The sequence below is a fragment of the Streptomyces sp. NPDC029122 genome, from assembly GCF_055569445.1.
The window spans coordinates 46,631-71,383 of the sequence record NZ_JBVHWK010000019.1 but is presented as its reverse complement, the minus strand read 5'-3'; the positions used below and the strand labels follow the sequence as shown (position 1 = coordinate 71,383).

At 74.4% G+C, this 24,753-nt stretch carries 19 protein-coding genes; 8 read left to right on the top strand and 11 right to left on the bottom strand.

What is annotated here, in order from left to right; all coding sequences use genetic code 11:
* Positions 1-46: 46 nt before the first annotated feature.
* Complete coding sequence (locus ACZ4WZ_RS22035; RefSeq protein WP_467892722.1) at positions 47-343, top strand: WhiB family transcriptional regulator; 297 nt, start codon at positions 47-49, stop codon at positions 341-343.
* Here ACZ4WZ_RS22035 and ACZ4WZ_RS22030 read toward each other — a convergent pair.
* Genes ACZ4WZ_RS22030 through ACZ4WZ_RS22020 form a run of 3 tightly spaced genes read right to left on the bottom strand, consistent with a single transcriptional unit; the run spans position 333 to position 6,939 of the window.
* On the bottom strand, positions 333-4,952 hold the full coding sequence (locus tag ACZ4WZ_RS22030; protein ID WP_467892720.1) for a hypothetical protein: 4,620 nt from the start codon (positions 4,950-4,952) through the stop codon (positions 333-335). The two genes, ACZ4WZ_RS22035 and ACZ4WZ_RS22030, sit on opposite strands and share 11 nt — an antisense overlap.
* A gap of 48 nt (positions 4,953-5,000) precedes the next feature.
* Positions 5,001-5,456 (bottom strand): Lrp/AsnC family transcriptional regulator, encoded by a 456-nt coding sequence (locus ACZ4WZ_RS22025; RefSeq protein WP_007262967.1) that lies wholly within the window; start codon positions 5,454-5,456, stop codon positions 5,001-5,003.
* A gap of 10 nt (positions 5,457-5,466) precedes the next feature.
* Positions 5,467-6,939 carry an amino acid transporter gene (locus ACZ4WZ_RS22020; RefSeq protein ID WP_467892718.1) on the bottom strand — a complete coding sequence of 491 codons (1,473 nt, stop codon included), beginning with the start codon at positions 6,937-6,939 and terminating at the stop codon, positions 5,467-5,469.
* 499 nt (positions 6,940-7,438) lie between these two features.
* Between ACZ4WZ_RS22020 and ACZ4WZ_RS22015 the strand changes: the two genes are divergently transcribed.
* From ACZ4WZ_RS22015 to ACZ4WZ_RS21990, 6 genes are all read left to right on the top strand, one after another.
* A complete protein-coding gene (locus ACZ4WZ_RS22015) occupies positions 7,439-8,455 on the top strand; it encodes a GDSL-type esterase/lipase family protein (RefSeq protein ID WP_467892716.1) in 1,017 nt (338 codons plus the stop codon).
* Positions 8,456-8,599: 144 nt separating this feature from the next.
* Positions 8,600-9,538, top strand: a complete 939-nt coding sequence (locus ACZ4WZ_RS22010; protein ID WP_467892804.1) for an SCO0930 family lipoprotein — start codon at positions 8,600-8,602, stop codon at positions 9,536-9,538.
* Between the two features lie 102 nt (positions 9,539-9,640).
* Positions 9,641-10,450, top strand: a complete 810-nt coding sequence (locus tag ACZ4WZ_RS22005; protein WP_467892715.1) for a LytR/AlgR family response regulator transcription factor — start codon at positions 9,641-9,643, stop codon at positions 10,448-10,450.
* A 198-nt stretch (positions 10,451-10,648) separates the two neighbouring features.
* On the top strand, positions 10,649-10,924 hold the full coding sequence (locus tag ACZ4WZ_RS22000; RefSeq protein WP_467892714.1) for a hypothetical protein: 276 nt from the start codon (positions 10,649-10,651) through the stop codon (positions 10,922-10,924).
* 116 nt (positions 10,925-11,040) lie between these two features.
* Positions 11,041-12,780 carry a sodium/solute symporter gene (locus tag ACZ4WZ_RS21995; protein ID WP_467892712.1) on the top strand — a complete coding sequence of 580 codons (1,740 nt, stop codon included), beginning with the start codon at positions 11,041-11,043 and terminating at the stop codon, positions 12,778-12,780.
* Positions 12,777-14,033 carry a sensor histidine kinase gene (locus ACZ4WZ_RS21990; RefSeq protein WP_467892711.1) on the top strand — a complete coding sequence of 419 codons (1,257 nt, stop codon included), beginning with the start codon at positions 12,777-12,779 and terminating at the stop codon, positions 14,031-14,033. The genes ACZ4WZ_RS21995 and ACZ4WZ_RS21990 overlap by 4 nt, the downstream gene beginning before the upstream one ends.
* A gap of 79 nt (positions 14,034-14,112) precedes the next feature.
* On the opposite strand, the gene ACZ4WZ_RS21985 is transcribed toward ACZ4WZ_RS21990, so the two are convergent.
* Positions 14,113-15,555 (bottom strand): GuaB1 family IMP dehydrogenase-related protein, encoded by a 1,443-nt coding sequence (locus ACZ4WZ_RS21985; RefSeq protein ID WP_467892710.1) that lies wholly within the window; start codon positions 15,553-15,555, stop codon positions 14,113-14,115.
* A 237-nt stretch (positions 15,556-15,792) separates the two neighbouring features.
* Here ACZ4WZ_RS21985 and ACZ4WZ_RS21980 point away from each other — a divergent pair, with 237 nt between their 5' ends.
* Complete coding sequence (locus ACZ4WZ_RS21980; RefSeq protein WP_467892709.1) at positions 15,793-16,158, top strand: cupin domain-containing protein; 366 nt, start codon at positions 15,793-15,795, stop codon at positions 16,156-16,158.
* A 109-nt stretch (positions 16,159-16,267) separates the two neighbouring features.
* On the opposite strand, the gene ACZ4WZ_RS21975 is transcribed toward ACZ4WZ_RS21980, so the two are convergent.
* From ACZ4WZ_RS21975 to ACZ4WZ_RS21945, 7 genes are all read right to left on the bottom strand, one after another.
* The gene (locus tag ACZ4WZ_RS21975) at positions 16,268-17,563 is read right to left on the bottom strand and encodes an IS701 family transposase (RefSeq protein ID WP_467892707.1); all 1,296 of its coding nucleotides are present in this window, start codon (positions 17,561-17,563) and stop codon (positions 16,268-16,270) included.
* 73 nt (positions 17,564-17,636) lie between these two features.
* Positions 17,637-18,281 (bottom strand): TMEM175 family protein, encoded by a 645-nt coding sequence (locus ACZ4WZ_RS21970; protein WP_467892705.1) that lies wholly within the window; start codon positions 18,279-18,281, stop codon positions 17,637-17,639.
* 83 nt (positions 18,282-18,364) lie between these two features.
* Complete coding sequence (locus tag ACZ4WZ_RS21965; protein ID WP_467892704.1) at positions 18,365-18,706, bottom strand: nuclear transport factor 2 family protein; 342 nt, start codon at positions 18,704-18,706, stop codon at positions 18,365-18,367.
* 13 nt (positions 18,707-18,719) lie between these two features.
* Entirely contained in the window at positions 18,720-20,240 is a 1,521-nt protein-coding gene (locus ACZ4WZ_RS21960) for an ATP-binding protein (RefSeq protein WP_467892702.1), read from the bottom strand.
* The gene (locus ACZ4WZ_RS21955) at positions 20,237-21,490 is read right to left on the bottom strand and encodes an MFS transporter (protein WP_467892700.1); all 1,254 of its coding nucleotides are present in this window, start codon (positions 21,488-21,490) and stop codon (positions 20,237-20,239) included. Before ACZ4WZ_RS21955 ends, ACZ4WZ_RS21960 begins: the two co-directional genes overlap by 4 nt.
* Before the next feature lie 36 nt (positions 21,491-21,526).
* On the bottom strand, positions 21,527-22,348 hold the full coding sequence (locus ACZ4WZ_RS21950; RefSeq protein ID WP_467892699.1) for an FAD binding domain-containing protein: 822 nt from the start codon (positions 22,346-22,348) through the stop codon (positions 21,527-21,529).
* A complete protein-coding gene (locus ACZ4WZ_RS21945; RefSeq protein ID WP_467892698.1) occupies positions 22,345-24,753 on the bottom strand; it encodes a xanthine dehydrogenase family protein molybdopterin-binding subunit in 2,409 nt (802 codons plus the stop codon). The genes ACZ4WZ_RS21950 and ACZ4WZ_RS21945 overlap by 4 nt, the downstream gene beginning before the upstream one ends.

Genomic DNA, 24,753 nt, shown 5'->3' with positions numbered 1-24,753 from the left:
GCTCCGAACGGTCAGACGCGGGACGAGGCCACTGGAAGGAGCCACCATGACCGACCTCTCACGTCTGCCCGGCGCCGCCCTCCACCACTGGCAGTGGCAGTCCCGGGCCGCCTGCCGGGCGCTCGGGCCCAGCCGGTTCTACCACCCCGCCGGTGAGCGGGGTGAGGAACGCGAGGACCGGGACCGCGCGGCGAAGGAGATCTGCGCCCGCTGCCCGGTCCGCGCGGCCTGCCTGGAGCACGCGCTGCGCACCCGCGAGCCCTTCGGCGTCTGGGGCGGGCTCACCGAGGAGGAGCGCCGCGCGCTGACCGGCCCCGCCGCACAGCGCCCCGTCACCGTGTGAGCGGCCCTCCGGCGGCCGCCGCCCAGGCCCGCGCGAACAGCTCGTGCGGGGGCAGCGGCGCGAGCAGGCGCAGCAGCGGGGCGTGGAGCGTCGTACCCGAGGCCGCTGCCAGGTGCGCGGCCAGTTTGGCGTGCTCCGTCGGAAGGTGCGGGGCCTTGAGCTCCGTCCACCGGCCGGGGACGAACAGGGTGCGTCCCGCGCGGGGCCGCTTCCCGCTCTCCACGGCACCGGACGCCGCCAGCTCCGCCTGGGCGGCCTTGTGCCGCGCCGCCGTCCAGCCGTTCCAGCGGCGGACGGCGCGGTCCGTGGGGCGGGCCAGGGCCAGCAGCTGGAGGTAGAGGGCGGCGGCGTCAGGCCCGACCCCGAGGGATGCGGCGGCCTCCGCGACGAGCTCGGGGGCGCTGAGGGCCGGGTCGGCCTCGTAGCGGCCCTCGGGAACCGGTGTGTCCGCGGCGCGGGCCGCCAGCCGGGCGAGGCCGTCGAAGAGGTCCCGGTGCCGTCGCAGGACGGTCAGCAGATGGCCCTCCCGCACCGTGGCGGCCAGCCGCTCGGCCCGGGCCGTCCGCCGCTGGTCGGCGAGCGCGGCCGGCCGCAGGAAGCTGTCGCCGCTGGGCACGGCCACCACGAGCAGCCCGTCGTCCAGGAGGGTCGAGGGCGCGGCCGCCCCCTCCCGCGGTGGCTGCGGGCAGGGCAGGACGGTTCCCGCGTACGGGGTGAACTCCGGGTCGGTCCGGGCGATGCCGGCCAGCTCGTCGAAGAAGCCGCCCAGGGGGACGAGGGCGCCGGGGCCCTCCAGCTGGGCCCGCAGCCGCCCGTACAGGGCCAGGGCGCCCCGGGCGGCCGGGTCCCCGACGGGCCGCTCGGTCAGGGCCCACGCGATCACGGAGGCGGCCTCGCGGTGCGCGGGCCGCCCGGCGTCGATCCACTCCCCGGCGGCGCCGTCCGGCCCGGCGTGGTGCAGGTGGATCCCGCCGGTCCGGGTACCGGCGAGCACCAGGCCGTCCTCGCCGAAGGACGCCCCGGCGGGGGCCCGTCCGGCGGGCAGGGCACGGGCCCAGGCCGGGGGCAGGCCGAGATCGGCCTCCAGGGAGGCGGCCAGTTCCTCGTCCACGTACTCCTCGGCGCCCAGGAGCCCGGTCCAGACGCCGGCCATCCGCTCGGCGGCCCGGAGCGTCCCGTCCGGCTGCCACAGCTCGGCCGGGTCCCCCGGGAGGCCGGCGGCGAGGACCGCGCGCCGGCCCGCGTCGCCGAGGCGGCGGCAGAGGGCGTCGTACTCCTCGGCGAGGGTCCGGCCGGCCTTGAACGGGGCGGAGGCCAGCAGCGCGAGGTGTGCGCGGTGGTCCTCCCGGCCGGGGAAGCCGGCGAGGACCAGGCCCGCTACCGGGACCCGGACGCCGGTCAGCCGTGCGAACGCCTCCCGGGCGGCGGGCGTCACCGCCAGCGGGCCGCGCCCGGCGAGCAGCTCCAGCAGCCGGGGCAGGCGTACGGAGTCGTCGTGCTCGACGGTGGCGGTCGCGCAGTCCCGGGCGTCCTCGGGGGCGGGGTCCGCGGCCCGCTGGAGGAACGGGGCCAGGCCGTCGCGGGCGGCTCCGGAGGCCAGGGTGTGCCCGGCGGCACGGAGGGCCGCCAGCGCCGCCTCCCCGGCCCTGCCGGTACGCCAGGTGCCGCCGGACTCGGCGAAGGGCTGCCCGCTCCAGGTCTCCAGCAGTGCGGCCAGTGCCGTCCGCTCCTCGTCGGGGGTGCTCGCGACGGCGGCCCGCCAGGCGACGGCGCCGATCCCGCCGACCAGCGGCTCCCAGGCCCCGGGGGCGGCGGGCCGGGCCAGGACGCGCGCCTCGTCGCCGATCTCGCCGCGCAGGTGGCGTCCGTCGGCGGCGACGGCGGTGAGCAGCGCGGGCCGCGGGGCGGGCGCGGGCTCGTCGTAGCGGCGGGGGCGGTGCGGGACGAGCTGGTGGAGGGCGGGGACGAGCACGGAGTCGGGGACTTCGGCGCAGAGGGAGACGACCGGCTCGGCCCGCATCACGGCGACCCGCCGGGCGAGCTCGCGCAGGCGCCGCAGGACGTCGGCGGCGAGCAGGGCGGCCCGTCCGGCACCGGCGGCGATGCGCGGTTCGAGCCCGCCGGGCAGGGCGGGGGCCGGGTCCCCGGCGACGGCGGCGTCGAGCAGGGCCCGTACGGCGGTGTCGTCCAGGGCGCGCAGGGTCGTGGAGGAGGCCTCGCAGCGCGGGGTGAGGAAGTGCCAGAAGGCGGGCGGCGGGACGGGGCCCGCGGCTTCGCCGAAACCGGGGGTGCGGCGCCGGTCGGAGCCGGGGAAGCCGTGCACCTGCCACAGGAGGGAGTTGTCCTCGGCGGCGTGGCAGCGGATGGACTCCTGGCCGACGAGCACGGCGTCCTCGCCGCCCCGGGGCATGCGCAGGACGGCCCAGGGCTTGCGGCCCGGGCGCCCGCTGCGGTAGCCGGCGCGGCGGCCGTCGACGCCCTCCAGCAGGAACTCGGTGGGCGAGGGGCCCGCGTAGGGGGTGCGGTTGAGGACGCGGAAGCCGGTGAGGCGGCCGTCCTGGCCGAGCGGGGACGCGGGGGCGCCGGCGGGCAGGGCGGCGAGGGTCTGGCAGGAGTGCTCGAAGCGTTCCGTGCCGGGCGGGAGCTCGGCCCGGGCGTGGAAGTCCGGCAGCGCGGTGTCCGGTCGGGCCTCGCCCGTGTGCGGGTCGACGCGGGTGAGGGCCTCCCGGCGGTGGCCGAGGCCGCCGGTGCTCCAGTAGTGGCGGCCGTCGGTCATCTGGAAGTCGTAGGAGCCGATGCCCTCCCGGCCGCCGGGGCGCAGGACGAAGCCGCCCTCGTGGCGTCCGCCGCCGTCCGGGGTTTCGAAGTGGTAGCCGAGGCCGCCCTGGATCATGCCGCCGTAGCGGCGCAGGCCGAGCTTCTGCTCGGGCTCGAAGACCTCGTCGGGGCGGTCGGTCCAGAAGGCGAGCTCGCCGAAGCTGCCCTTGGGCCGGTCGCTCCAGGCGACGAGGAACCGTCCGCCGACGTAGTGCACGGTGAGCGCGCTCGCGCCCTCGGGCACCCGGAAGGAGCAGGAGGCGCGCGGGCCCGCGTGGTCGACGGTGACGGCCCGGTCGGGGCCGTAGACGGTCAGGAGGGGCCAGGTGCAGGTCACTCCGGTGACGGCGGCGGGACCGCCGAGGCCTGCGACGGCCTCTTCGAGGGCGGGCCAGCCGTATTCCTCGGGGAGTCCGGCGCGCAGGGCGCGGCCGAGCGGGCCGGTCAGGTCCAGTGCGGCGAGGGCTTCGTCGATGCCGTCCAGGGCGCGGGCGGTGGGCCGGTCGAGGAGGGTGCGGAGCTCGTCGACGGCTTCGTCGGCCGCGGCGAGGCCGCCGCCGCGCAGGGCGCCGAGGAGGTTCTCGACGCGGCCGTGCACCTCGGCGGCGATGCCGGCGTTGTGCGGGAGGCGGCTGATGGCGGTGCCGGAGCCGCGCAGGCCGGCGTGGACGGTGCCTTCCAGGCGGGGCCCGAAGACCGGGTCGGCCGCGAGGGCCTTGAGGTCGCGCCGGGAGCGGCCGCCCCAGAACACCAGCTCGACGGCGACGCCGGGGTCCTCGACGGCGATGCCCTCGGCGAGGCAGGCGTCGAGGAGGTCGGCGTCCAGCCCCCGGTAGCGGTAGCGGTCCTCGTGCAACCGCAGCGGGGTCCCGGAGGCGCGCATGCGGGGGGCGAAGAGGGCGAGCAGGTCGAAGAGTTCGGCGGGCATGGGCTGGCGCATGACCCCGCCGCCGCTGCGGCCGTGGGCGTAGCGGCCCGCGTACCGGGAGAACCAGCCGGTGAGGCCGCCCTCGGGGACGATCCGCCCGGCGGCGGCGGCCTCGGCGGCGCCGCAGCCGAGGAGCAGGCGCAGCCAGGAGGAGGCGTCGCCGCGGCTCTCGGGGAACAGGTCGAGGAGCAGGGCGGCGGCGTCCGGCGCCGGGGGGTGGGCGGTCAGCAGGGGCATGGCGGCGTCCAGCAGCCGGTCGGGGATCTCCTTGCCCCGGGCGGCGGCGAGCACGAGGCCCAGGACGCGGGCCTCCTCGGCGGCGTCCAGGCCGGCGGCGCGGGCCGAGAGCCGGACGCGGCGGGCCAGGTCGGCGGGGAGCTGCCCTGGCGAGGCGGCCCAGGCGCGCAGGACCCGTACGTACTCCTCGTGCGCGGCGACCGGTTCCAGGGCCCCGGCCAGCCAGGCCTGGTGGGCGCTGAGCGCGGCGGCGGGCAGGGCCCCGGCGCGGGCGAACAGCAGGACGTTGGCGCGGTGCCAGTCGGGGTCGACGGGGAGGCGGTGGGTGTCCTCGGCCTTGCGGGCCAGGGCGTAGGCACGGGCGGCGGAGCGCAGGTGCCAGGCGGCCAGCCGGTGCCCGACGGTGTCCCAGAACCAGGGGAGGTGGGCCGGCTCCAGTTCCCGTGCCCGCCGTTCGAGGCCGTCGACGAACCGTCCGGGCTTCTCGTACGCCCGGTGGATCGTCCGCCCCACCTCGTCGAGCAGCGCGGCGGCCGCCGGGCCGGCGGCCGGGTCGTGGGCCCGGGCCCAGTCTGCGTAGACGGTCGAGGTGTGCGGGTCGGCCGGCGGCGGGATCTGGATCTTCATGTGCCGGATCCTGGCACGGCCCTGTGACAGCCCCGCTGACGGCCCCGGTCAGGCGGGTGCGCCCGAGGTGAAGCGGCGCAGCAGGGGGGACAGGACGAGTACGGACTTCGTGCGCTCCACGAAGGGCTCGCCCGCGATGCGCTCCAGGACGCGCTCGAAGTGCCTCATGTCGGAGGCGAAGACCTGGACGAGGGCGTCCGCGTCGCCGGTGACGGTCGACGCGGACACCACCTCGGGGTACCGCTCCAGCCCTCGCCGGATGTCGTCCGGCGAGGTGTTGTGGCGGCAGTAGATCTCGATGAAGCCCTCGGTCTCCCAGCCCATCGCGGCGGGGTCCACGCGGACGGTGAAGCCGGTGATGGCGCCTTCGGCCCGCAGCCGGTCCACGCGCCGTTTCACGGCCGGGGCCGAGAGCCCGACCTCCGAGCCGATGTCCGCGTAGGAGCGGCGGGCGTCCTCGGCAAGGGCGTGCACGATGCGTTCGTCGAGATCGTTCAGTCGCACTGCGGGCGGATCACTTCTCTGCTGTGGCCACCTCTTCGATGGCCAGTCGGGAGCGGCGGATGCCGTACAGGAAGTAGACCACGAGGCCGACGGCCATCCAGACACCGAAAGCGATCCACGTGGCCATCGGCAGGCTGTACATCATGTAGCCGCAGGCGATGAAGCCGAGGATCGGCGTGACCGGGAACAGCGCCACCTTGAAGGTGCGCGGCATGTCCGGCTTGGTGCGGCGCAGGATGACGACGGCGACGTTGACCAGGGCGAAGGCGAAGAGCGTGCCGATGCTGGTGGCGTTGGCGAGCTCGCCCAGCGGGACGAAGGCCGCGAGGGCGCCGCAGAAGATCGAGACGATCACGACGTTGGCGCGCGGGGCGCCGCTCTTCTCGTCGACCTTGGCGAAGACCTTGGGGACGAGGCCGTCGCGGGACATCGCGAAGAGGATGCGGGTCTGGCCGTAGAGGACGGCGAAGACGACGGAGGCGATGGCGACGACCGCGCCGGCGGCGAGGACGACGCCCCAGACGCTGGTGCCCGTGACGTCGGTCATGATCTGGGCGAGCGCGGCCTCGGTGCCCTTGAAGTCCTGCCAGGGCATGGCGCCGACGGCGACGAAGGCGACGAGGACGTACAGGATCGTGACGATGCCCAGGGAGAGCATGATCGCGCGCGGCAGGTCCTTCTTGGGGTTCTTGGCTTCCTCACCGGCGGTGGAGGCGGCGTCGAAACCGATGTACGAGAAGAAGAGCGTGGAGGCGGCGCCGCTGATGCCGGCGATGCCGAGCGGGGCGAGCGGGGCGTAGTTGCCGGACTTGATGCCCATGACGCCGATGCCGATGAAGAGCACCAGCGTGACGATCTTCACCACGACCATGATCGTGTTGATGCGGGCGCTCTCCTTGGCGCCCCGCATCAGGAAGACCATGGCGAGCAGGACGACGACCAGGGAGGGCAGGTTGATCCAGCCGCCGTCGCCCAGCGGGGCGGCGGAGAGCTTCTCGGGGAGGGTGACACCTATGGTCCCGTCGAGGAGCTCGTTGAGGTACTGGCCCCAGCCGACGGCGACGGCCGACACGGAGACGGCGTACTCCAGGACCAGGCACCAGCCGCAGATCCAGGCGATGAACTCACCCATGGTGGCGTACGAGTACGAGTACGAGGAGCCGGAGACCGGGACGGATCCGGCGAGCTCCGCGTAGGAGAGGGCCGAGAAGAGGGCGGTCAGGCCCGCGATGAGGAAGGAGATCGTGACGGCCGGGCCGGCCTTGGGGGCGGCTTCGCCGAGGACGACGAAGATGCCGGTGCCCAGGGTGGCGCCGATGCTGATCATGGTCAGCTGCCACATGGTGAGCGATCGGCGCAGCACGCCGCCCTCGCCCTGGCCGCCCTCGGCGACGAGCTGTTCCACGGGCTTGCGGCGGAGCAGCGGGTTCACAGGCTTTCGCTTCTCCTCGGAGAGCGGGGGCGCCTGGCCGTGATCGAGCACGAGGGAACTCCTTTGACACTGCGGATGGGGACGGTCAGGCGTCGACCGCAGCGGTCCGGAGCAGTTGACAGACGGGTTCGGGCCCGTCTGGGCATGGGGGGACCGCCGAGCAGGCGGTCTGCGCCACTCCACGTACAGGGGGTGAGCCTACGAGCAGAGTGATACCGCCCGTAATGCACCATCCTTGCACATTGGCGGACGATCGTTGCGCGGATCCGTCCGGCATGCACGTTTGTTGCGCACGGATGATCGATCGCTGCACGAGCCCCCTCCGGAGGTCTTCATTGACACCTCGTCAGATCTGTCGCAGCGTGCCTCGTGGACCCGGACCTGCTCCACGGAATCGCCCCCGCACCCTGCCGGGCCGCCGGGACCGCCGGCACCGCCTCCGCCCCGCACCTCCGCGCCCCGCCGCTGTCCCCGGACGTGACGGGGCAGACGCCAGTGGAGACGGCGGGGACGGCGCGCCGTCCCCGTACCCGACGATCGGAGACGCGGAGTGAGAGCACCACGGGGCCCCGAGGGGCCGTGGCAGGACCCCGGACCCTTCCTGCGCGGGGTCGCCTGGCTGGACGAGGGGCGCCCGGTGCGCGCCGACCCGGCCGACACCATGCGGCTGCCCTGGGACACCGGCGAGCGGGCCGCCCTCCCGATAGGGGTGCGGCTCGAGTTCACGACGCGGACGGCGCACGCGGTGGAGGTCCGCTACCGGGCCACCGTGCCCGGCCCCACCGACGCGCTGCGCGACCTCGCGCACGGCTTCGCCCTGTGGAACCGGCACGGGCCGCTCACCGAGGTCTTCACCGAGCCCGCCGCGGAGTCCGTGGTGCGCCTCGACCTGCCCCGGCAGCGGGGCCCGTTCACCCTGTACCCGCCCGAGGAGCAGTCCCCGCAGGTCCTGGGGCTGCGCGGGATCGGCGGCGAGCTCGTCCCCGCCCCCGCGGCCCCGCGCTGGGTGGTGCACGGGGACTCCATCACCGAGGGCTGGTGGTCCACCCGCCCCGCCCACGGCTGGCCCGCCGTCGCGGGCCGCGAGCTGGGCTTCGACACCGTCAACCTCGGCTACGCGGGCGCCGCGCGCGGGGAGCTCGCCACCGCCGAACAGCTCGCCGCGCTCCCGGCCGACGTCCTCACCCTCGCCTTCGGGACCAACTGCTGGTCCCGGGTGCCCTTCACGGCCCCACTGCTGTACGAGACCACGCGCGTGTTCCTCGACCTGGTCCGCCAGGGCCACCCGCGCACCCCCCTGCTGCTCCTGTCCCCCGTGCTGCGTCCCGACGCCGAACGCGCCCCCAACCGCCTCGGCGCCACCCTGGGCGCGCTCCGGGACGCCATGGAGCGGGCCGTCCGGGACCGGATCGCCGCCGGGGACGGCCGGCTGGCGCTGCTGCCGGGCCGGGACGTGCTCGGACCCGAGCACCTCGCGGACGGGCTGCACCCCAACGACGCCGGGCACCAGGTGCTCGGCCTCGCTGTGGTCACGGCCCTGCGGCGGGCCGGGTTCGACGCCGGGTGAGTGAAACACGCCATACCGCTCCCGCCGAACAGGGCGCCCCCGCGGCGCCGTGTCCCCCACAAGCAGCCGGGTCCGAGGACGCGACGACGCGGACGCACCGGACAGGTCGCGGACCCGGCGGACACACACGTGGGAGAGAACACCATGGGCATCAAGCGCGGAACTTCCCTGGCCGCCGTCGCGGTCGTCGTCACCCTGGCGGCGACCGCCTGCGGCGCGAACGGAAAGGACGGCGCGACCCGGCCGGCCGGGGCCGCCTCCGTCCAGGCTCCCGCCGCCGACCCCTACGCCGGAGGAGAGCAGGCCGCCCAGGGGGCCGGCGACGCCAAGCCGGCCGGGCAGCTGGCGATCGCGGCCACCGACCAGCTGGGGCCGGTGCTCACCGACAGCGCCGGCTTCACCCTGTACCGCTTCGACAAGGACACCGCCAAGCCGCCCGCCTCCACCTGCGAGGGGGACTGCGCGAAGGCCTGGCCGGCGGTGGCGGCGGGCGAGGTCACGGCCGCCTCCGGCATGGACCCGGCCCTGCTGGGCGAGGTGGTCCGCAAGGACGGCGGCAAGCAGCTGACGGTGGCGGGCTGGCCCGTGTACCGCTTCGCCAAGGACACCAAGGCCGGAGACCTGAACGGACAGGGCGTCGGCGGCACCTGGTTCGCCTTCGCCCCCGACGGGAAGAAGGCCGCGAAGGCGGCGGCTCCCGCTCCCCCCGCCGCCGAACCGGCTCCGGCCGCCCTGTCCGTGGCCAAGGACCCCGTGCTGGGCGACCACATCGTCGACGGCAACGGCATGACCGTCTACCGCTTCAAGCCGGACACCGCCTGGCCCATGGTCTCCAAGTGCACCGGGGACTGCCTGGCCAAGTGGCCGGTGGTACCGCCGGTGGACCGGGCCGACGCCAAGGGGATCACCGAGAAGAACTACCTGGTCCTGGACCGCCCGGACGGCAAGAAGCAGCAGACGGTGAACTGCTGGCCCCTCTACACCTTCGCCGGCGACAAGAAGCCCGGCGACACCAACGGCCAGGGCGTCGGCGGCACCTGGTACGCCGTCGCCCCCGACGGGGCGCTCATCACCGCCCCGTAGCCCGCACCCCCCACCCGGAACCGCGCGGTCCCCGCCTCCCTCCCCCCGGGCGGGGGCCGCGCACCCGTTCGCCCGCGCACGGCCCGTGCCTAGACTCGGCCCATGCTGCGCGTACTGGCCGTCGACGACGAGAAGCCGCTCCTGGAGGAACTCCTCTACCTGCTGCGCTCCGACCCCCGGGTGCGCAGCGCCGAAGGCGCCTCGGACGCCACCGGGGCACTGCGCCGGATCACCCGGGCGGTGGAGAGCGGGCCGGACGGGCCCGACGCCATCGACGTGGTCTTCCTGGACATCCAGATGGCCGGGCTGACCGGACTGGACATCGCCCGGCTGCTGGCCGGCTTCGCCCGGCCGCCGCTGATCGTGTTCGTCACCGCGCACGAGGGCTTCGCCGTGCAGGCCTTCGACCTCAAGGCCGTGGACTACGTGCTCAAGCCGGTACGGCCGGAGCGGCTGGCCGAGGCCGTCCGGCGGGCCCGCGAGCTGCTCGCCGGGCCGGCCCGGGAGGTGGCGCCGGCGGGGGCGGCCGTGCCGGCGCCGCGCCGGCCGGCTCCCGGGATGCCCGCCACCGACCGGCCCCCGGAGCAGATCGCCGTCGAACTCGGCGGGGTCACCCGGTTCGTGGCCGTCGCGGACATCGCGTACGTGGAGGCCCAGGGGGACTACGCCCGGCTGCACACGGACGGGGGCAGCCACCTGGTGCGGATCCCGCTGTCCACCCTGGAGGAACGCTGGGCGCCGCACGGCTTCGTACGGATCCACCGCCGGCATCTGGTGGCGCTGGGCCGGATCGACGAACTCCGGCTGGACGCCGGCACCACCAGCGTCCGCGTGGGCCCGGCCGAACTCCAGGTCAGCCGCCGCCACGCACGCCAGCTCCGGGACCTGCTGATGCGCCGGGCGACGGGCTAGACGGGGAACGGCCGGGGGCGTCGTCCTCGACCGCCCCGGGCCGCCCCGGGCCGCGTGCGACCGCCCGGCGCGCCGTTCGTCGCGCCGGGAGGGGCGTACGGCGATCCGCCGGGCCCGTCGGCCGCAGGGGTTCCCTGAGTGGCCCACCCCGGGAACCGGGCGGGCATATCGTGGACCATCCGGCCCGGGAGGAGCGATATGTCCGAGATCGAGGCGCTGTTGGACGCGCTGAGCGGACTGCCCCGCACCACGCCCTCGGGGCCCGCCGAGGCCGAGGAGCTGCTCGCCGGGCTGCGCAGCGCGGCCGCCCGCTGGGCCGATGTGCTGTACGAGGCCCAGGAGGGCACCCGCCGCCGGCTGCCGCCGCGTGCGGAGGCGGCCCTGATCCTGGCCTTCCGGCGCGCGGAGGAGTCGTACGTGGAGCTCGAGATCGCCCTGCGCGACTGCGCGGAACACCGCGATCCGGCCGTGTGACGGTGCGCCCGCGCGCCGGGCGGAACGGGGAGGGGCGCGGGCCGGAACGGGCCTGTTGTCGCGCGGGGGCGCTGCGTAGACTCCCCGGGATCCCTCCCCCGTCGAAGGACCCTCAGGTGAACCAGACGTACGCGCTGACCGCGGTCACCGCCGTCGTCGTGGTGACGGTGCTGGTCGGCGCGCTGGGACTGCGGATATCCCGGACCACCTCGGACTTCTACGTGGCCTCGCGCACCGTCGGCCCCCGGCTGAACGCGGCGGCCATCAGCGGGGAGTACCTCTCCGCCGCCTCCTTCCTCGGCGTCGCCGGGCTGGTGCTGCTCCAGGGGCCGCAGATGCTCTGGTACCCCGTCGGCTACACGGCCGGGTACCTGGTGCTGCTGGTGCTGGTCGCGGCTCCGCTGCGGCGCTCGGGCGCGTACACGCTGCCGGACTTCGCGGAGGGCCGGCTCCAGTCGCGGGCCGTGCGGCGGATCGCGGTGGTGTTCGTGCTCGGAGTGGGCTGGCTGTACCTGGTGCCGCAGCTCCAGGGGGCGGGGCTGACCCTGACCGTGCTGACCGGGGCGCCGCACTGGGCGGGCGGGGTGGTGGTGGCGTCCGTGGTCACGGCGGCCGTCGCGGCGGGCGGGATGCGCAGCATCACCTTCGTCCAGGCCTTCCAGTACTGGCTCAAGCTCTGCGCCCTGCTGGTGCCCGCCTTCTTCCTGCTGGCGGCCTGGGCCGGGGACGGGGCGCCGCGCGCCTCCTTCGACGCCCCGGCGGTCTTCCGGGAGCACACCGCCGTCACCCTCGGGCACGACGTCCGGCTGTCGGTGGACGCGCCGCTCACCGTGACGGTGACGGGCCGGGTGGACGGGCGCGACCACGCGGGCGCCCCGCTGACCCTGACGCCCGGCCGGCACACCGTGGAGGCGGGCGGCCGGCTGGAGTTCCGGCCCGGGACGGCGGTTCCGGACACCGCCCCGCGGGCGGGCGCGGCACCGGATGCGCCGGGCCGGCCCCAGCCGCTGTCCGGTGGCGACGGCGAGTACCGGCTGTACGCCACGTACGGGCTGATCCTGGCCACCTTCCTCGGCACGATGGGCCTGCCGCACGTCGCGGTGCGCTTCTACACCAGCCCCGACGGGCGGGCCGCCCGGCGCACCACCCTGGTGGTGCTGGGGCTGCTCGGGGTGTTCTACCTGCTGCCCCAGGTGTACGGGGCGCTGGGCCGGATCTACGCGCCCGAGCTCGCGCTGACCGGGGACGCTGACGCGGCGGTGCTGGTGCTGCCGGAGCGGGTGCTGGGCGGGCTGCTCGGGGAGCTGCTGGGGGCGCTGCTGGCCGGCGGCGCCTTCGCGGCGTTCCTGTCGACGGCCTCCGGGCTGACGATGGCGGTGGCGGGAGTGCTGCACCAGGACGTGCTGCCCCGGCGCGGGGTGGGGAGTTTCCGCCTCGCGGTGGTGGTGGCGATGGCGGTGCCGCTGGCGGGCGCGGCGGTGAGCACCCGGGTGCCGGTGGCGGACGCGGTCGGGCTGGCCTTCGCGGTGTCGGCGTCCTCGTTCTGCCCGCTGCTGGTGCTCGGGATCTGGTGGCGGGGTCTGACCCCGCCGGGGGCGGTCGCCGGGCTGCTCACGGGCGGCGGTGCCGCGCTGGGCGCGGTGCTGGTGACGCGGGGCGGTGTCGCGCCGAGGGGGTGGGCGCACGCGCTGCTGGCCTGGCCGGCGGTGTGGTCGGTGCCGCTGGGCTTCCTGACGATGGTGCTGGTGTCGCTGGTGACCCGGTCCCGGGTTCCGGCGGGGACGGCGGCCGCGCTGGCGCGGCTGCACCTGCCCGAGGGCGTGGCCGGGGAGCGGGCGGCGGGGGGCGCCCGGTGACGGGGGCGGGGGCGGCGGAGCTGGTTCCGGCGGTGGCGGGGGCTGCGCTGCTGCTGGGGCTGGGGGCGGGCTGGGCCGGGGGCCGGTGGCAGGCGCGGCGCGGGGAGCGGGCGGCGGGGCTGGACCTGGGCACGCCGGTCGAGCGGGCCACCTTCCACACGCTGCACACCGCTTCGCTGGCCGCTCCCCCGCTGCGGGCGGGTCTCACGGAGGACGCCGCGCGCAAGGCGGCGCGGCGGCTGCGGTCGCTGCTCGGGACGGAGGCGCTGTGCCTGACGGACCGGGAGACGGTGCTGGCCTGGGACGGGCCGGGCGCCGACCACCACGAGCGGCGGGCGATGGCCCGGGTGGCGGTGATGCTGGAGTCGGGGCGCAGCCAGAGCCTGCGTACGGAGTGCCAGCGGCCGGGGTGCCCGCTGAAGTGGGCGGTGTTCGCGCCGCTGACCGGTGAGGACGGGGTGCTGGGGGCGCTGGTCGCGTACGGGTCGCGGGAGTCGGCGGTGCTGGTGCGGGCCGCGACGGAGGTGGCGCGGTGGGTCTCCGTACAGCTGGAGCTGTCGGAGCTGGACCGGGCGCGGACCCGGCTGATGGAGGCGGAGATCAAGGCGCTGCGGGCGCAGATCTCCCCGCACTTCATCTTCAACTCCCTCGCGGCGATCGCCTCGTTCGTGCGGACGGATCCGGAGCGGGCGCGGGAGCTGCTGCTGGAGTTCGCCGATTTCACGCGCTACTCCTTCCGCCGGCACGGGGAGTTCACCACGCTGGCCGAGGAGCTGCGGTCGATCGAGCGGTACCTCTCGCTGGCCGGGGCCCGGTTCGGGGACCGGCTGAAGGTGACCTTGCAGGTGGCGCCCGAAGTGCTGCCGGTGGCGCTGCCGTTCCTGTGTCTGCAGCCGCTGGTGGAGAACGCGGTGAAGCACGGGGTGGAGGACTCCACGGAGGAGTGCCGGATCACCATCGCGGCGCGGGACGCGGGCTCGGAGGCGGTGCTGACCATCGAGGACAACGGCGTGGGGATGGATCCGGCGCGGCTGCGGCGGATCCTGGCCGGGGACCGGGCGGGGTCCGCGTCGGGGATCGGGCTGCCCAACGTCGACGAGCGGATGCGCCAGGTGTACGGGGACGCGTACGGGCTCGTCGTCGAGACGGCTGTCGGTGCCGGGATGAAGGTCACCGTCCGGATCCCCAAGTACCGGGCGGGGGTCCACACCTCGGCGCCGGGCCCCGGGCGTGCGGGCCCCCGGCAGGACTGACCCTTCCTTCGCCGGGAAACGCCCGTGGCCCCCTTCCCCGCCGGCACGGCGGGGAAGGGGGCCACGGGTAAGGGTTCCGCTAGCTCCAGCTGGCGTGCAGCGGCTTGCCCTCGGCGTAGCCGGCGGCGGACTGGATGCCGACGACGGCCTTCTCCTCGAACTCGGCCAGCGAGCCGGCACCGGCGTAGGTGCAGGAGGAGCGGACGCCCGCGATGATCGAGTCGATCAGGTCCTCGACGCCCGGGCGGGCCGGGTCGAGGAACATCCGCGAGGTGGAGATGCCCTCCTCGAACAGCGCCTTGCGGGCGCGGTCGTAGGCCGACTCCTCCGAGGTGCGGTTGCGCACGGCGCGCGCCGAGGCCATGCCGAAGGACTCCTTGTACAGGTGGCCCTCGGCGGACTGCTGGAGGTCGCCCGGGGACTCGTACGTACCGGCGAACCAGGAGCCGATCATGACGTTGGAGGCGCCGGCGGCCAGCGCCATCGCCACGTCGCGCGGGTGGCGGACGCCGCCGTCGGCCCAGACGTGCTTGCCGTACTTCTTGGCCTCGGCCGCGCACTCCAGCACCGCGGAGAACTGCGGGCGGCCCACGCCGGTCATCATGCGGGTGGTGCACATGGCGCCGGGGCCCACACCGACCTTGATGATGTCGGCGCCGGCCTCGATGAGGTCCTTGACGCCGTCGGCGGCGACGATGTTGCCGGCCACGATCGGGACCTGCGGGTCCAGGGCGCGGACGGCCTTGATCGCGCTGATCATCGACTCCTGGTGGCCGTGGGCCGTGTCGATGACGAGCGTGTCCACGCCGGCGTCGAGCAGCTGCTTGGCCTTGCCCACGAAGTCGCCGTTGATGCCGACGGCGGCCGCGATGCGCAGCTTGCCGTTCGCGTCGGTGGCCGGGGTGTAGAGGGTCGCGCGCAGGGCGCCCTTGCGGGTCAGGATGCCGACCAGCTTGCCGTCCTCGTCGACGGCCGGGGCCAGCTTGCGGTGGCCCGCGTCGAGCTGGTTGAAGGCGTCGCGGGGGTCGATGTCGGCGTCGATGAGCAGGAGCTCCTTCGACATGACCTCGGAGAGCTGGGTGAAGCGGTCCACGCCGGTGAGGTCGTGGTCGGTGACCACGCCGACCGGGCGGTTGTCCGCGTCGACGACCACGCCGGCGCCGTGGGCGCGCTTGGGCAGCAGCGACAGCGCGTCGGCGACGGTCTGGGTGGGCGCCAGCGTGATCGGGGTGTCGAGCACGAGGTGGCGGGTCTTGACCCAGGAGATGACGTCGGTGACGACCTCGATCGGGATGTCCTGGGGGATGACGACGATTCCACCCCGGCGGGCGACGGTCTCGGCCATCCGGCGGCCCGCGATGGCGGTCATGTTCGCCACGACGAGGGGAATGGTGGTGCCGGTGCCGTCGGGCGAAGAGAGGTCCACGCCCTGGCGGGAGCCGACCGCGGAGCGGCTCGGCACCATGAACACATCGTCGTACGTCAGGTCGTACGGCGGCTTCAGGTCATTGAGGAAACGCACGTGCTGAACATCCCAGTCGATCGAAGGATCTTTCTACGGCCTCGACGGGGCAGCCAGCCGAGGAAACGCACGTACTTCATTCTCCCACGACCTGGCGTTCATGCCGCCCGGGCCGATCGTCCAGGACATTCCGGGCCGCCTGGTCGTTTCCTACGGGACCTCCGTCCCGTCGGGCGGGCGGGGACGGCCGGGCGGAGAGTGGAAGGAGGACGATTCACCGGTCTGGCGGGAGGCGCCATGGCGAAGACGACGCGGGAAGGCACGCCCCTCGAGCTGGAGGGCGGCGGCCTGGAGGTACGCCTCAAGGAGATCGGCGGGGACCTCAGCGTGGGGTTCTTCCGCCTTCCCGAGGGCACGGACATGAGCGAGCCCCTCAAGGGAATGCCCGAGGACATGTGCCAGTGCCCGCACTGGGGGTACATCCTCAAGGGCCGCCTCAGGATGCGCACCGCTCAGGGGGACGAGGAGTACGCGGCGGGGGACGCCTACTACTGGGGGCCCGGGCACGTTCCGGTGGCGCTGGAGGACACCGAGTTCGTGGAGTTCTCCCCGAGCGCGGAGTTCCGCGAGGTCATCGACCACGTGAAGGGCGGAGCGGGGTAGCGTCCGCCCCGGCGGAGCCGTCCGCGGGGTGACCGGGGCGGGCCCGGGCCGCTCGGGCACCGGACCCGCCCCGGCGGTACGGGCGGGCGTCAGGGGATGCGGGCGGGCGTCAGCGGATGTAGGCGCGGCGCGCCGACTGCCCGGGGATCAGCGGCCGGGGCGGCAGTACGGCCGGCGGCCGGGCGGCGCCGGTGCCGTAGCGGGCCGGGACGCCGCGGGGCACCGGGTCGGGGGTCCGCCCTCCGGTGCCGAGGAGCCTGGCGGCGTGGGCCACGCTGGCGAGGGTGGCGTGGTGGTGCCAGCCCCGGAAGGAGCGGCCCTCGAAGTCCCGGATGCCGACCGGTTCGCAGGTCTCGGTGAAGTCCAGCGCGACCCGGTCGGTGAGTTTGGCCAGCAGGAAGAGCTGGGCGAGCGGCCGGTCGCCGATGTTGGTGATCCAGAACTCGGACGGCATCAGCGAGGTCTCCGTCCAGGCGCCCATCAGGAGAAGCGGAGCGGTCTGGGCGGGCGGGGCTGCCGCGGGGCGTTCCTCACCGGGCGTGGCGAGGATGGCGGCCGAGGTGAGCAGGGTCACCGCTCCCTCGGTGCGGCCGTGGCGGGTCCATTCGACGACCCGCCGCTGGGAGCGCAGCGAGTCGATCAGTTCCCGGGCGGGTGCGGTGCACGGACCCGGTTTGTGGCGGCCGGTGCCGCCGAAGGAGACGGGCAGGGAGCCGTCGACCTTGAGGACGAAGGGGACGTCCTGGAGGGCGAAGGCCTCGATGGTCTGCGGGAGGTCGCTGTTGGAGACCTCCATCACGACCGGGCGGCGCTGGAGCTGCCAGGACGCGGCCATGCGCTGTACGGCGTGCACGGCGTCCTGCGCGGGGGTGAGGGACCGTGCGGTGTCGGGGATCCCGGCCCTCCGGCGGCGCAGGAGTTCGCCGGTCCAGGGGGCGGGGAGGGTGAGGGTCCATTCGACGGGGAAGCTGGCCTCGCTGGAGGCGAGCCAGATCCCGGACGCCTGCTGGCAGTTGGCGGTGCGGCCGAGCTGGGGTACGAACTGCCTGCCGACGCCGACGGAGCGGTCGCCGGCCTTCTCGATGACCATGGGCTGCACCACCCAGGCCAGCGGGCGCTGGGCGGTGCGTTCGAGGTGCTGGGCGAGGGACCGGCGTACGGGGGTCCAGTCCCAGGGAGATTTGCTGATGAACTGCTGGAGGCTCTGCTCGACGGAACTCGCCCCTGTTCCGGCGATGTTTCGGATCGTTTTCTTTCCCGTGGTGCGGACGAGCCCGTTCAGATAAACGCGGGCCCAGTTTCGCTGGTCCCGCCTGGGTAAGGACTCGAAGAAAAGCGAGATCAGTACGTCGATCAATTCGGAGATTTCCCTGGCGGAATCCTCCGGCAGCACTGTGCGAACCATCTTGGCCTCCCCCGCGACCAGACTAGATCCTTGACCCTACTGGACCGCGAAGAACGGCCGTAGGCCCGGGCGGCTACTTCCTGAGGTCGCCGGCAGACTCGAGCCGCTCTTCTTCTACCACGAGCGGGATCGGGATTTGGTTCGCCGCGTAGTAGAGCGCGATCAGGAAGTGTGCGACGAGAGTGAGAGGTGCCGAGAAGAAGGACAGAACGACGGTCAAGGGGTAGGCGACCGCGCCGAGCCCGAACCGCACGCGGGTGGCCCGCGCCCCTTCCTTGTCCACCGTTTCGTGGAAGAGGTGCCCGACCCGGGTGACGTACCACCAGAAGGCCAGGAACGCGAGAGCGTACACGACCGTCCACGAGCTGTAGAGGATTGCGGCCACATTGGCCGATTCCCCGTCCGTGAGGTGCTCCGCGAGCACGTTGGTCGTGTACGGAATGACCGATACCACCATGAGCACCAGGAGATTCAGGAACAACAGCGGGCGGTCGACCCGCTTGAGGTGACTGAAGATCGTGTGGTGGTTCACCCACATGACGCCGATGATGAGGAAACTGACGAGATAGGCGGCGTAGTGCGGCCATTGCTCCCAGAGCCCGTGCCACAGCGCCGACCCCTGCTCTTCCGGAACCTTTAACTCCAGCACCAGAATGGTGATCACGATGGCGAATACGCCGTCGCTGAACGCCTCCACCCGGTTGGTTTCCTGCTCCATGGCCTCCCCTTCGTGAAAATCATTCACGTGTACGGGGAGGGCGCACCCCGCCCTCCCCGCTCACGCTACCCAGGAAAGGGCGGTCAGCCGCCGAAGCCGGCCGTCTGGCGCCAGATCCGGCCATCGCGGACGACGAGCGTCCCGAACGCGTGCTCCGGCTCGCCGTTCAGGTTCATGATCGCCCGGTAGAAGATGGTGTCCTCGGTCTCGATGTACTCCTGGAGTTCGACCAGGGTGGGCTTCACGGTGAGATAGCCGGTGAACGTCTCCCGAACGGCCTCGATGCCCACCGACGCCCCCTCGAAGCGCAGCAGTACGGCGTCGTCGGTGTAGTTCTTCATCACCGCCTCGATGTCCAGGGCGGCCAGCGCCTCCATCTGGCGGACGAAGACCGGGTGCAGCTCGGCGATGTCGTACTTGGCCATGTTCGACTCCCTTTCAGAGGGTGTGGAAGTGGTCTCGGCGCGCGGTTCCTGTTTCGGCTTCGGCTTCGGCCTGCGGTTCGGCACAGGCGGCCGACCCGGTGAGCGGCAGCCGGACGACCATCCGGGTCTCCCCCGGACGCGAACGGGCCGTGATCGACCCCTGGTGGCGCTGGGTCACGATGCGGTAGCTCAGGTGCAGGCCCAGGCCCGTCCCCTTGCCGACGTCCTTGGTGGTGTAGAAGGGCTCGAAGATCCGCGGCAGGGACTCCGCGGGGATCCCGCGCCCGGTGTCGGTGATCTCCACGACCAGGCAGGCGCCCTCGGCGCGCACCCGCAGGGTCAGGGTGCCGGTGCCCTCCATGGCCTCGACGGCGTTGTCGACCAGGTTGGTCCACACCTGGTTCAGCTCGCTCGGATAGCCGTCCAGCTCGGGCAGCCCCGGCTGGTACTCCCGCACGATGGTGATGCCCGGGAGCTTGGAGCGCAGGACGACCAGGGTGTTCTCCAGCCCGTCCGGCACGGAGAACCGCTGCTCGGGGGCCCGGTCGAGGTTGGCGTAGTCCCGGGTGGCCGAGACCAGCTGGGAGATCCTGGGCCCGGCGGCGCGCAGCTCGGCGGCCAGCGAGCGGGCCTCCAGCAGTGCGGCCAGGTGGTCGAGGGCGGCGGGCAGGGCGGCCGCGCCGACCCCCTCCAGCCGCTCCCGCAGCCACCCCGGCCCCAGCCCCAGGTCGGCGGCTCCGGAGCCCAGCAGGCCGGAGTGCGCTGCCCCCGCCTCCTCGGCCCAGTCGGCGATCTCCTCCTCGGCGTCCGCCTGGGCAAGCGGGTCGGTGGTGTCCGGCGGCGGGAGCGCGTCCAGTTCCCCGGCGAGGCGGTCCAGTACGGGGCGCTCCGCGCCCGTGGCGGCCGCGCCCCACGCGCAGGCGGTGGCGGCCAGCCGGTCCAGGGCGGGCGCCAGTTCCTGGGCGGCGCGGGCGACGGCCGCGGCAGGGTTGTTCAGCTCGTGGGCGAGGCCTGCGGCCAGGGTGCCGAGGGCCTCGACGGTGGCCCGTTTGCGGGCCTGGACCTCGGAGGACTTGATCCGCCAGGCCAGTACCGGGATCAGGACCGCCGCCACTCCGTGGCAGCGGGTCAGCATGTCGAAGAACACCGGCTTCGGATAGCCGACCACGGTGGTCGCGGGACCGCTCGCGGCCGCGGTGGCCACGTAGGAGCCGTCCGTCAGCAGGGGCAGCTCCCCGGTGAAGCGGTGCGCGGCGGAGGGTTTTCCGTCGTGCTCCTCGGCGGCCGCGCTCCCGTCCTCGGTGGAGTGCCGGGTGAGGACCTCCTCACGGCCGTCGACGACCTTGGTGACGACGAGTCCCCCGGAGAGCAGGACGTGGAAGCGGGTGGCCTCCTCCCCGTCCCGGAAGAGGACCTCCCCGTCGGCGAGGACGTGCGGATCGGAGACCGAGACCAGCCACTCCAGCTGGTCCTCGGTGATCCGTGCGAAGATCTCCAGCTCGCGCAGGGCCTTGCGCAGTTCCGCGGTGTTCATCCGTCGCTCCCCCCGGCCCTGGTGCGCGCGGCCAGCCGCAGGGTCGTCAGCAGGGCCAGTACGCACAGCCCGGCGACGGCCGCCATGAAGCCGACCGAGGTGCGCTGGAGCCCGTGGACGTTGGTCAGGATCCCGGCGAGGACCGCCGGGACGCTCATGGCGATGTACGCGAAGACGTAGACGGCGGCGGTGAGTTCACCGCGGTGCGCCGGCTCGGCGAGCGAGCTGAGGGCGCGGAAGGAGCCGAGGAAGGCGGCCCCCCAGCCACCGCCGAGGACGGCGGTGGCGGCGAGGAACACGCCCGCCGAGCCGGTGCCCAGGGAGAGCAGCACCAGGACCAGCCCGGCGAGCAGCCCGTACAGGCCCAGGACGGCGGTGCGCAGGGCCTCGGTGCGGCCGAGCAGCAGCTGTGCGGCGGTGGCGGCGCCCGCGAGCAGTGCCACCGTGGCCCCGCCGAGAAGGTAGTTGGTGCTGTGGAACAGGGCGAGGGCCAGGTGCGGGCCGAGCGAGAGGTAGAAGCCGCCGACGGTCCAGACGGCCACCACGGTCAGTACGAGCACGGCGAAGCGGCGCCGCACGGCGGCCGGCACCCGGATCCGGTGGGGCACCACCCTGAGCCGCCCGCCCGCCCCGGGGGCGGTCTCGCCCATCCGGGCCACCCCCGCGAGCGCGAGGGCGAAGGCCCCGGCCAGCAGGAGGTAGCTCAGCGCGGTGGGCGCGGGCGCGTACTGGACGAGCAGTCCCGCGCCGAGCCCGCCCAGGCCGATGCCCAGGGTCGGCCCGGCGCTGTTGACCTGGGCGCCCAGCGCGGGCCGCGAGCGCGGGCTCAGTTCCAGCAGGGCGGCGCCCATCGCCCCGGTGGCCAGGCCCACCGCCAGCCCCTGCACGGCGCGGGCCGCGAGCAGCAGGCCGAGCCCCCGGGCCCCGGCGAACAGGCCCATGGAGAGGATCGCCAGGACCAGGGCGGCGGCCAGCACGGGCCGGCGGCCCACGGTGTCCGAGAGGGACCCGAAGACCAGGAGGCCGGCGAGCACGGTGACGGCGTACACGGCGAAGACCACCGTGACCACGCCGGAGGACAGCCCCCATTCCTGCTGGTAGAGCACGTACAGGGCCGAGGGCACGGAGGAGGACAGCATCAGCAGGACGAGGACCGCGCCCACCACCCGGAAGCCGGACGCTCTCGCGGCGCGGGCGGCACCCCGCCGCCCGGTCCCTCCGGTGGTCCTCGTCTCGGTCGGTTCCGGCACTCTGGTCAACTCCCCTCTGGCGTCCCTTGCGGGCGATCAGGCGGTGATCAGGGCCGCCCGGGCCAGCGCGCGGGCGGTGAGCACGCCCGCGAGGTGGCCCAGGTATTCGGCCGAGGTGCCGCGCCCGGGGACGAACAGTTCGCGGGGCTCGGCTCGGAAGGCCGCGAGCACCGCCTCCGTCCCGTACGGGCCGCCGCGCAGCCGGTCCTCGACCCCGCGCAGGCGCAGGGGGCCGGGGGTGGCTCCGGTGACCGCGATGCGCGGCCCGTCGGGGGTGATCCGTACGGCGGCGGCGCACAGCGGGTAGCGGGTGGCCCGGTCGGCGGCCTTCTCGAAGGCGGCGGCCGGGCCGGCCGCGGGCACCAGCAGGGCGGTGACCACCGATCCGGCGGGCACCCCCGTGGCGGCGAACCGCTCGGCGCCCACCGTGGAGCGCCCGCCGGGTCCGGCGAGCTCCACCACGGCGTCGGCGGCCAGTGCCGCCACGGGCAGGTCGGTGGCCCGGCCGGCGGCGGCCAGGTTCCCGGCGGCCGTGCCGAGGTTGCGGACCTGGGGGTCGCCGTTGGCGCGGGCCGCGGCGGCCAGCTCCGGTGCCTCGGCGAGCACGAGGGGGTGCGCGGCGAGTTCGGCGAGGGTGGTCAGGGCCCCGACGCGCACGGCGCCGCCGCTGCGGCCGACGCCGCGCAGCTCCTCCAGGTGCCGTACGTCGACCAGCAGGCGGGCCCGTTCCGCGCCGGTGCGCAGGCCGGGCAGCAGGCTCTGCCCGCCCGCGAGCACCCGGGCGCCGGGCTCGGCGAGCAGGGCGAGGGCCTCGTCCAGGGCGGCGGGGCGGGCGTAGTCGAACTCGGTGAGGATCACGGGGCTTCCCCTCTCAGGCGGCGCCAGACCTTCTCGGGGGTGAGCGGCATGTCGATGTGCCGTACGCCCAGGTCGGACAGGGCGTCCACGACGGCGTTGACGACGGCGGCGGCGGGCGGCACGGTGGCGATCTCCCCGGCGCCCTTGGCGCCGAGCGGGTTGTGCGGGGAGGGCGTGACGGTTCTGCCGAGGGTGAAGAAGGGCGCGTCGGCGGCGCGGGGCAGGGCGTAGTGCTCCAGGTCGGAACTGAGGAGGATGCCGTTCTCGTCGTACTCGGCGGCCTCCATCAGGGCCTGCCCGAGGCCGTGCACGATGCTGCCCTCGATCTGGCCGAGGACCACCTTCGGGTTGCCGATGTGCCCCGCGTCGTCGACCGCGGTGTAGTCCACCACCTCGGTCTCGCCGGTGAGTTCGTCGACCTCGACGACGGCGATGTGCGTGCCGAAGGGGTAGTTGAAGTCCGGCGGGTCGAAGTGGGTGGTCTCGTCCAGGGCCGGCTCGATCTCCGGGGGCAGGCCCCAGCCGTACCACAGGGCCATGGCCAGCTCGGCGAAGGTCTTGGCGTTCCGCGGGTTGCCCTCCTCGTGCACCCCGCCGTTCTCGTAGACGACCCTGTCCTCGGGGACGCCCAGGAAGACGGCGCCGGCCCGGACCAGTTTGGCCTTGATCTTGCGGGCGGTCAGCGCGATGGCGGGGGCGGCCATGCTGTACGAGCGGGAACCGTAGGTGCCCTGCCCGTAGGGCGCCTTGAGGGTGTCGCCCTCGTACACCTGGACCTGGCCGGGGTCGATGCCCAGCTCGTCGGCGGCGACCTGCGCGAAGACGGTGCCGTGGCTCTGGCCGGTGGAGGCGGAGCCGACGGTGACGGTGACCTCGCCGGTGGGGTGGACGCGGATGTTGGCGCTCTCCCAGGTGCCGCCGAGCATGCCCTCCTGGGACATCCGCGTGGAGGGCCCGACGCCGCAGACGGCCACGTAGGCGGCGATGCCGACGCCGAGGCGCTTTCCCCGGGCGCGGGCCGCGGCCTTGCGGGCCGGCATGTCGTCGTAGCCGGACAGTTCGACCGCCCGGTCGAAGTTCAGCCGGTAGTCGCCGGAGTCGTAGGTCCAGCCGAGGCCGTTGTCGTACGGGAACTTCTCCTTGGGCACCAGGTTCCGGCGCCGGACCTCCGCCGGATCCATGCCGATCTCCGCGGCGTAGCGGTCGACGAGCCGTTCCATCAGGAAGGCGGCCTCGGCGCGGCCGCTGCCGCGCTGGGCGCCGAGCGGGACGGTGTTGGTGAAGGCGGCGTACACCTCGCAGAACGCGGCGGGGATCTCGTACATGCCGGTGATGGAGCGTCCCATCAGGGCGGTGGCGACTCCGGGGCCGATGGTGGAGGGGTAGGCGCCGAGGTTGGCGTAGCTGGTGCAGCGCACGGCGGTGATGCGGCCGTCGCGGGTGCCGGCGAGGGTGACGTGCTGGCGGTGGTCGCGGCCCTGGACGGTGGAGTTCATCAGGCCGGTCCGGGTGTCGACCCACTTCACGGGGCGGCCGAGCTCTTTGGCCAGCAGCAGGACCAGCGCCATGTCGGGGTAGAGGTAGCCCTTGGTGCCGAAGCTGCCGCCGACGGTCGGGGCGATCACCCGGAGCTTGTTGAAGGGGATGCCGAGGACCAGCGCGGAGAGCAGGAAGCGGTGGTTGTGCGGGCCCTGGGTGGAGGCGTGGAGGGTGTAGTCGCCGGTCGCCGGGTCGTACACGCCGACGGCCCCGCGCGGTTCGATGGGGCTGTTGACGGTGCGCTGGTTCACCAGGTCGAGCTCGACGGTGACCTCCGCCGCGGCGATGGCCGCGTCGGTGCGCTGCTCGTCGCCGCAGGTCCAGTACGCGTTCAGGTTGCCGGGGACGGCTTCGTGCAGCTGGGGTGCGCCCTCGGCGAGGGCCAGGTCGGCGCGGGTGACCACGGGCAGCGGCTCGTACTCGACGGAGATCGCGGCGAGCGCGGCGGCGGCCTGGCGCGGGGTCTCGGCGACGACGACGGCGATCGGGTCGCCGACGTGGCGGACGGTGTCGCCGGTGAGCACCGGGCGGGCGCCGGGGAGTCCGTAGGGGTGGGGCGGGAAGTGGCTCTCGACCCCGCCGGGTATCCAGATGCAGGGCAGCGGCATCACGTCGGGGAAGTCGGCGGCCGTGGCCACCTTCAGTACGCCCGGCAGCTGCTCGGCGGCCTTGGTCGTGAGGGACAGGATCCTGGCGTGGGCCACCGGGCTGCCCAGGATGGCCATGTGGGCGGTGCCCGGCAGGTCGATGTCCGCGACGTAGACGGCCTCGCCGCGCAGCAGCGCCGGGTCCTCGCGGCTGTCCAGCGGCCGGCCGAGGACGCCGCCCCCGCCGGCGGTGCCCGGCTCCCGCGGTGCGGTGGTCAT

Bases quoted from the DNA above. Each gene is read 5' to 3' on its own strand.
- ACZ4WZ_RS21960 (WP_467892702.1), bottom strand. From the start codon at position 20,240: ATGAACACCGCGGAACTGCGCAAGGCCCTGCGCGAGCTGGAGATCTTC.
- ACZ4WZ_RS22010 (WP_467892804.1), top strand. From the start codon at position 8,600: ATGGGCATCAAGCGCGGAACTTCCCTGGCCGCCGTCGCGGTCGTCGTC.
- ACZ4WZ_RS21970 (WP_467892705.1), bottom strand. From the start codon at position 18,281: ATGGAGCAGGAAACCAACCGGGTGGAGGCGTTCAGCGACGGCGTATTC.
- ACZ4WZ_RS21965 (WP_467892704.1), bottom strand. From the start codon at position 18,706: ATGGCCAAGTACGACATCGCCGAGCTGCACCCGGTCTTCGTCCGCCAG.
- ACZ4WZ_RS22035 (WP_467892722.1), top strand. From the start codon at position 47: ATGACCGACCTCTCACGTCTGCCCGGCGCCGCCCTCCACCACTGGCAG.
- ACZ4WZ_RS21975 (WP_467892707.1), bottom strand. From the start codon at position 17,563: ATGGTTCGCACAGTGCTGCCGGAGGATTCCGCCAGGGAAATCTCCGAA.
- ACZ4WZ_RS22005 (WP_467892715.1), top strand. From the start codon at position 9,641: ATGCTGCGCGTACTGGCCGTCGACGACGAGAAGCCGCTCCTGGAGGAA.
- ACZ4WZ_RS21980 (WP_467892709.1), top strand. From the start codon at position 15,793: ATGGCGAAGACGACGCGGGAAGGCACGCCCCTCGAGCTGGAGGGCGGC.
- ACZ4WZ_RS21945 (WP_467892698.1), bottom strand. From the start codon at position 24,753: ATGACCACCGCACCGCGGGAGCCGGGCACCGCCGGCGGGGGCGGCGTC.
- ACZ4WZ_RS22030 (WP_467892720.1), bottom strand. From the start codon at position 4,952: ATGAAGATCCAGATCCCGCCGCCGGCCGACCCGCACACCTCGACCGTC.
- ACZ4WZ_RS22000 (WP_467892714.1), top strand. From the start codon at position 10,649: ATGTCCGAGATCGAGGCGCTGTTGGACGCGCTGAGCGGACTGCCCCGC.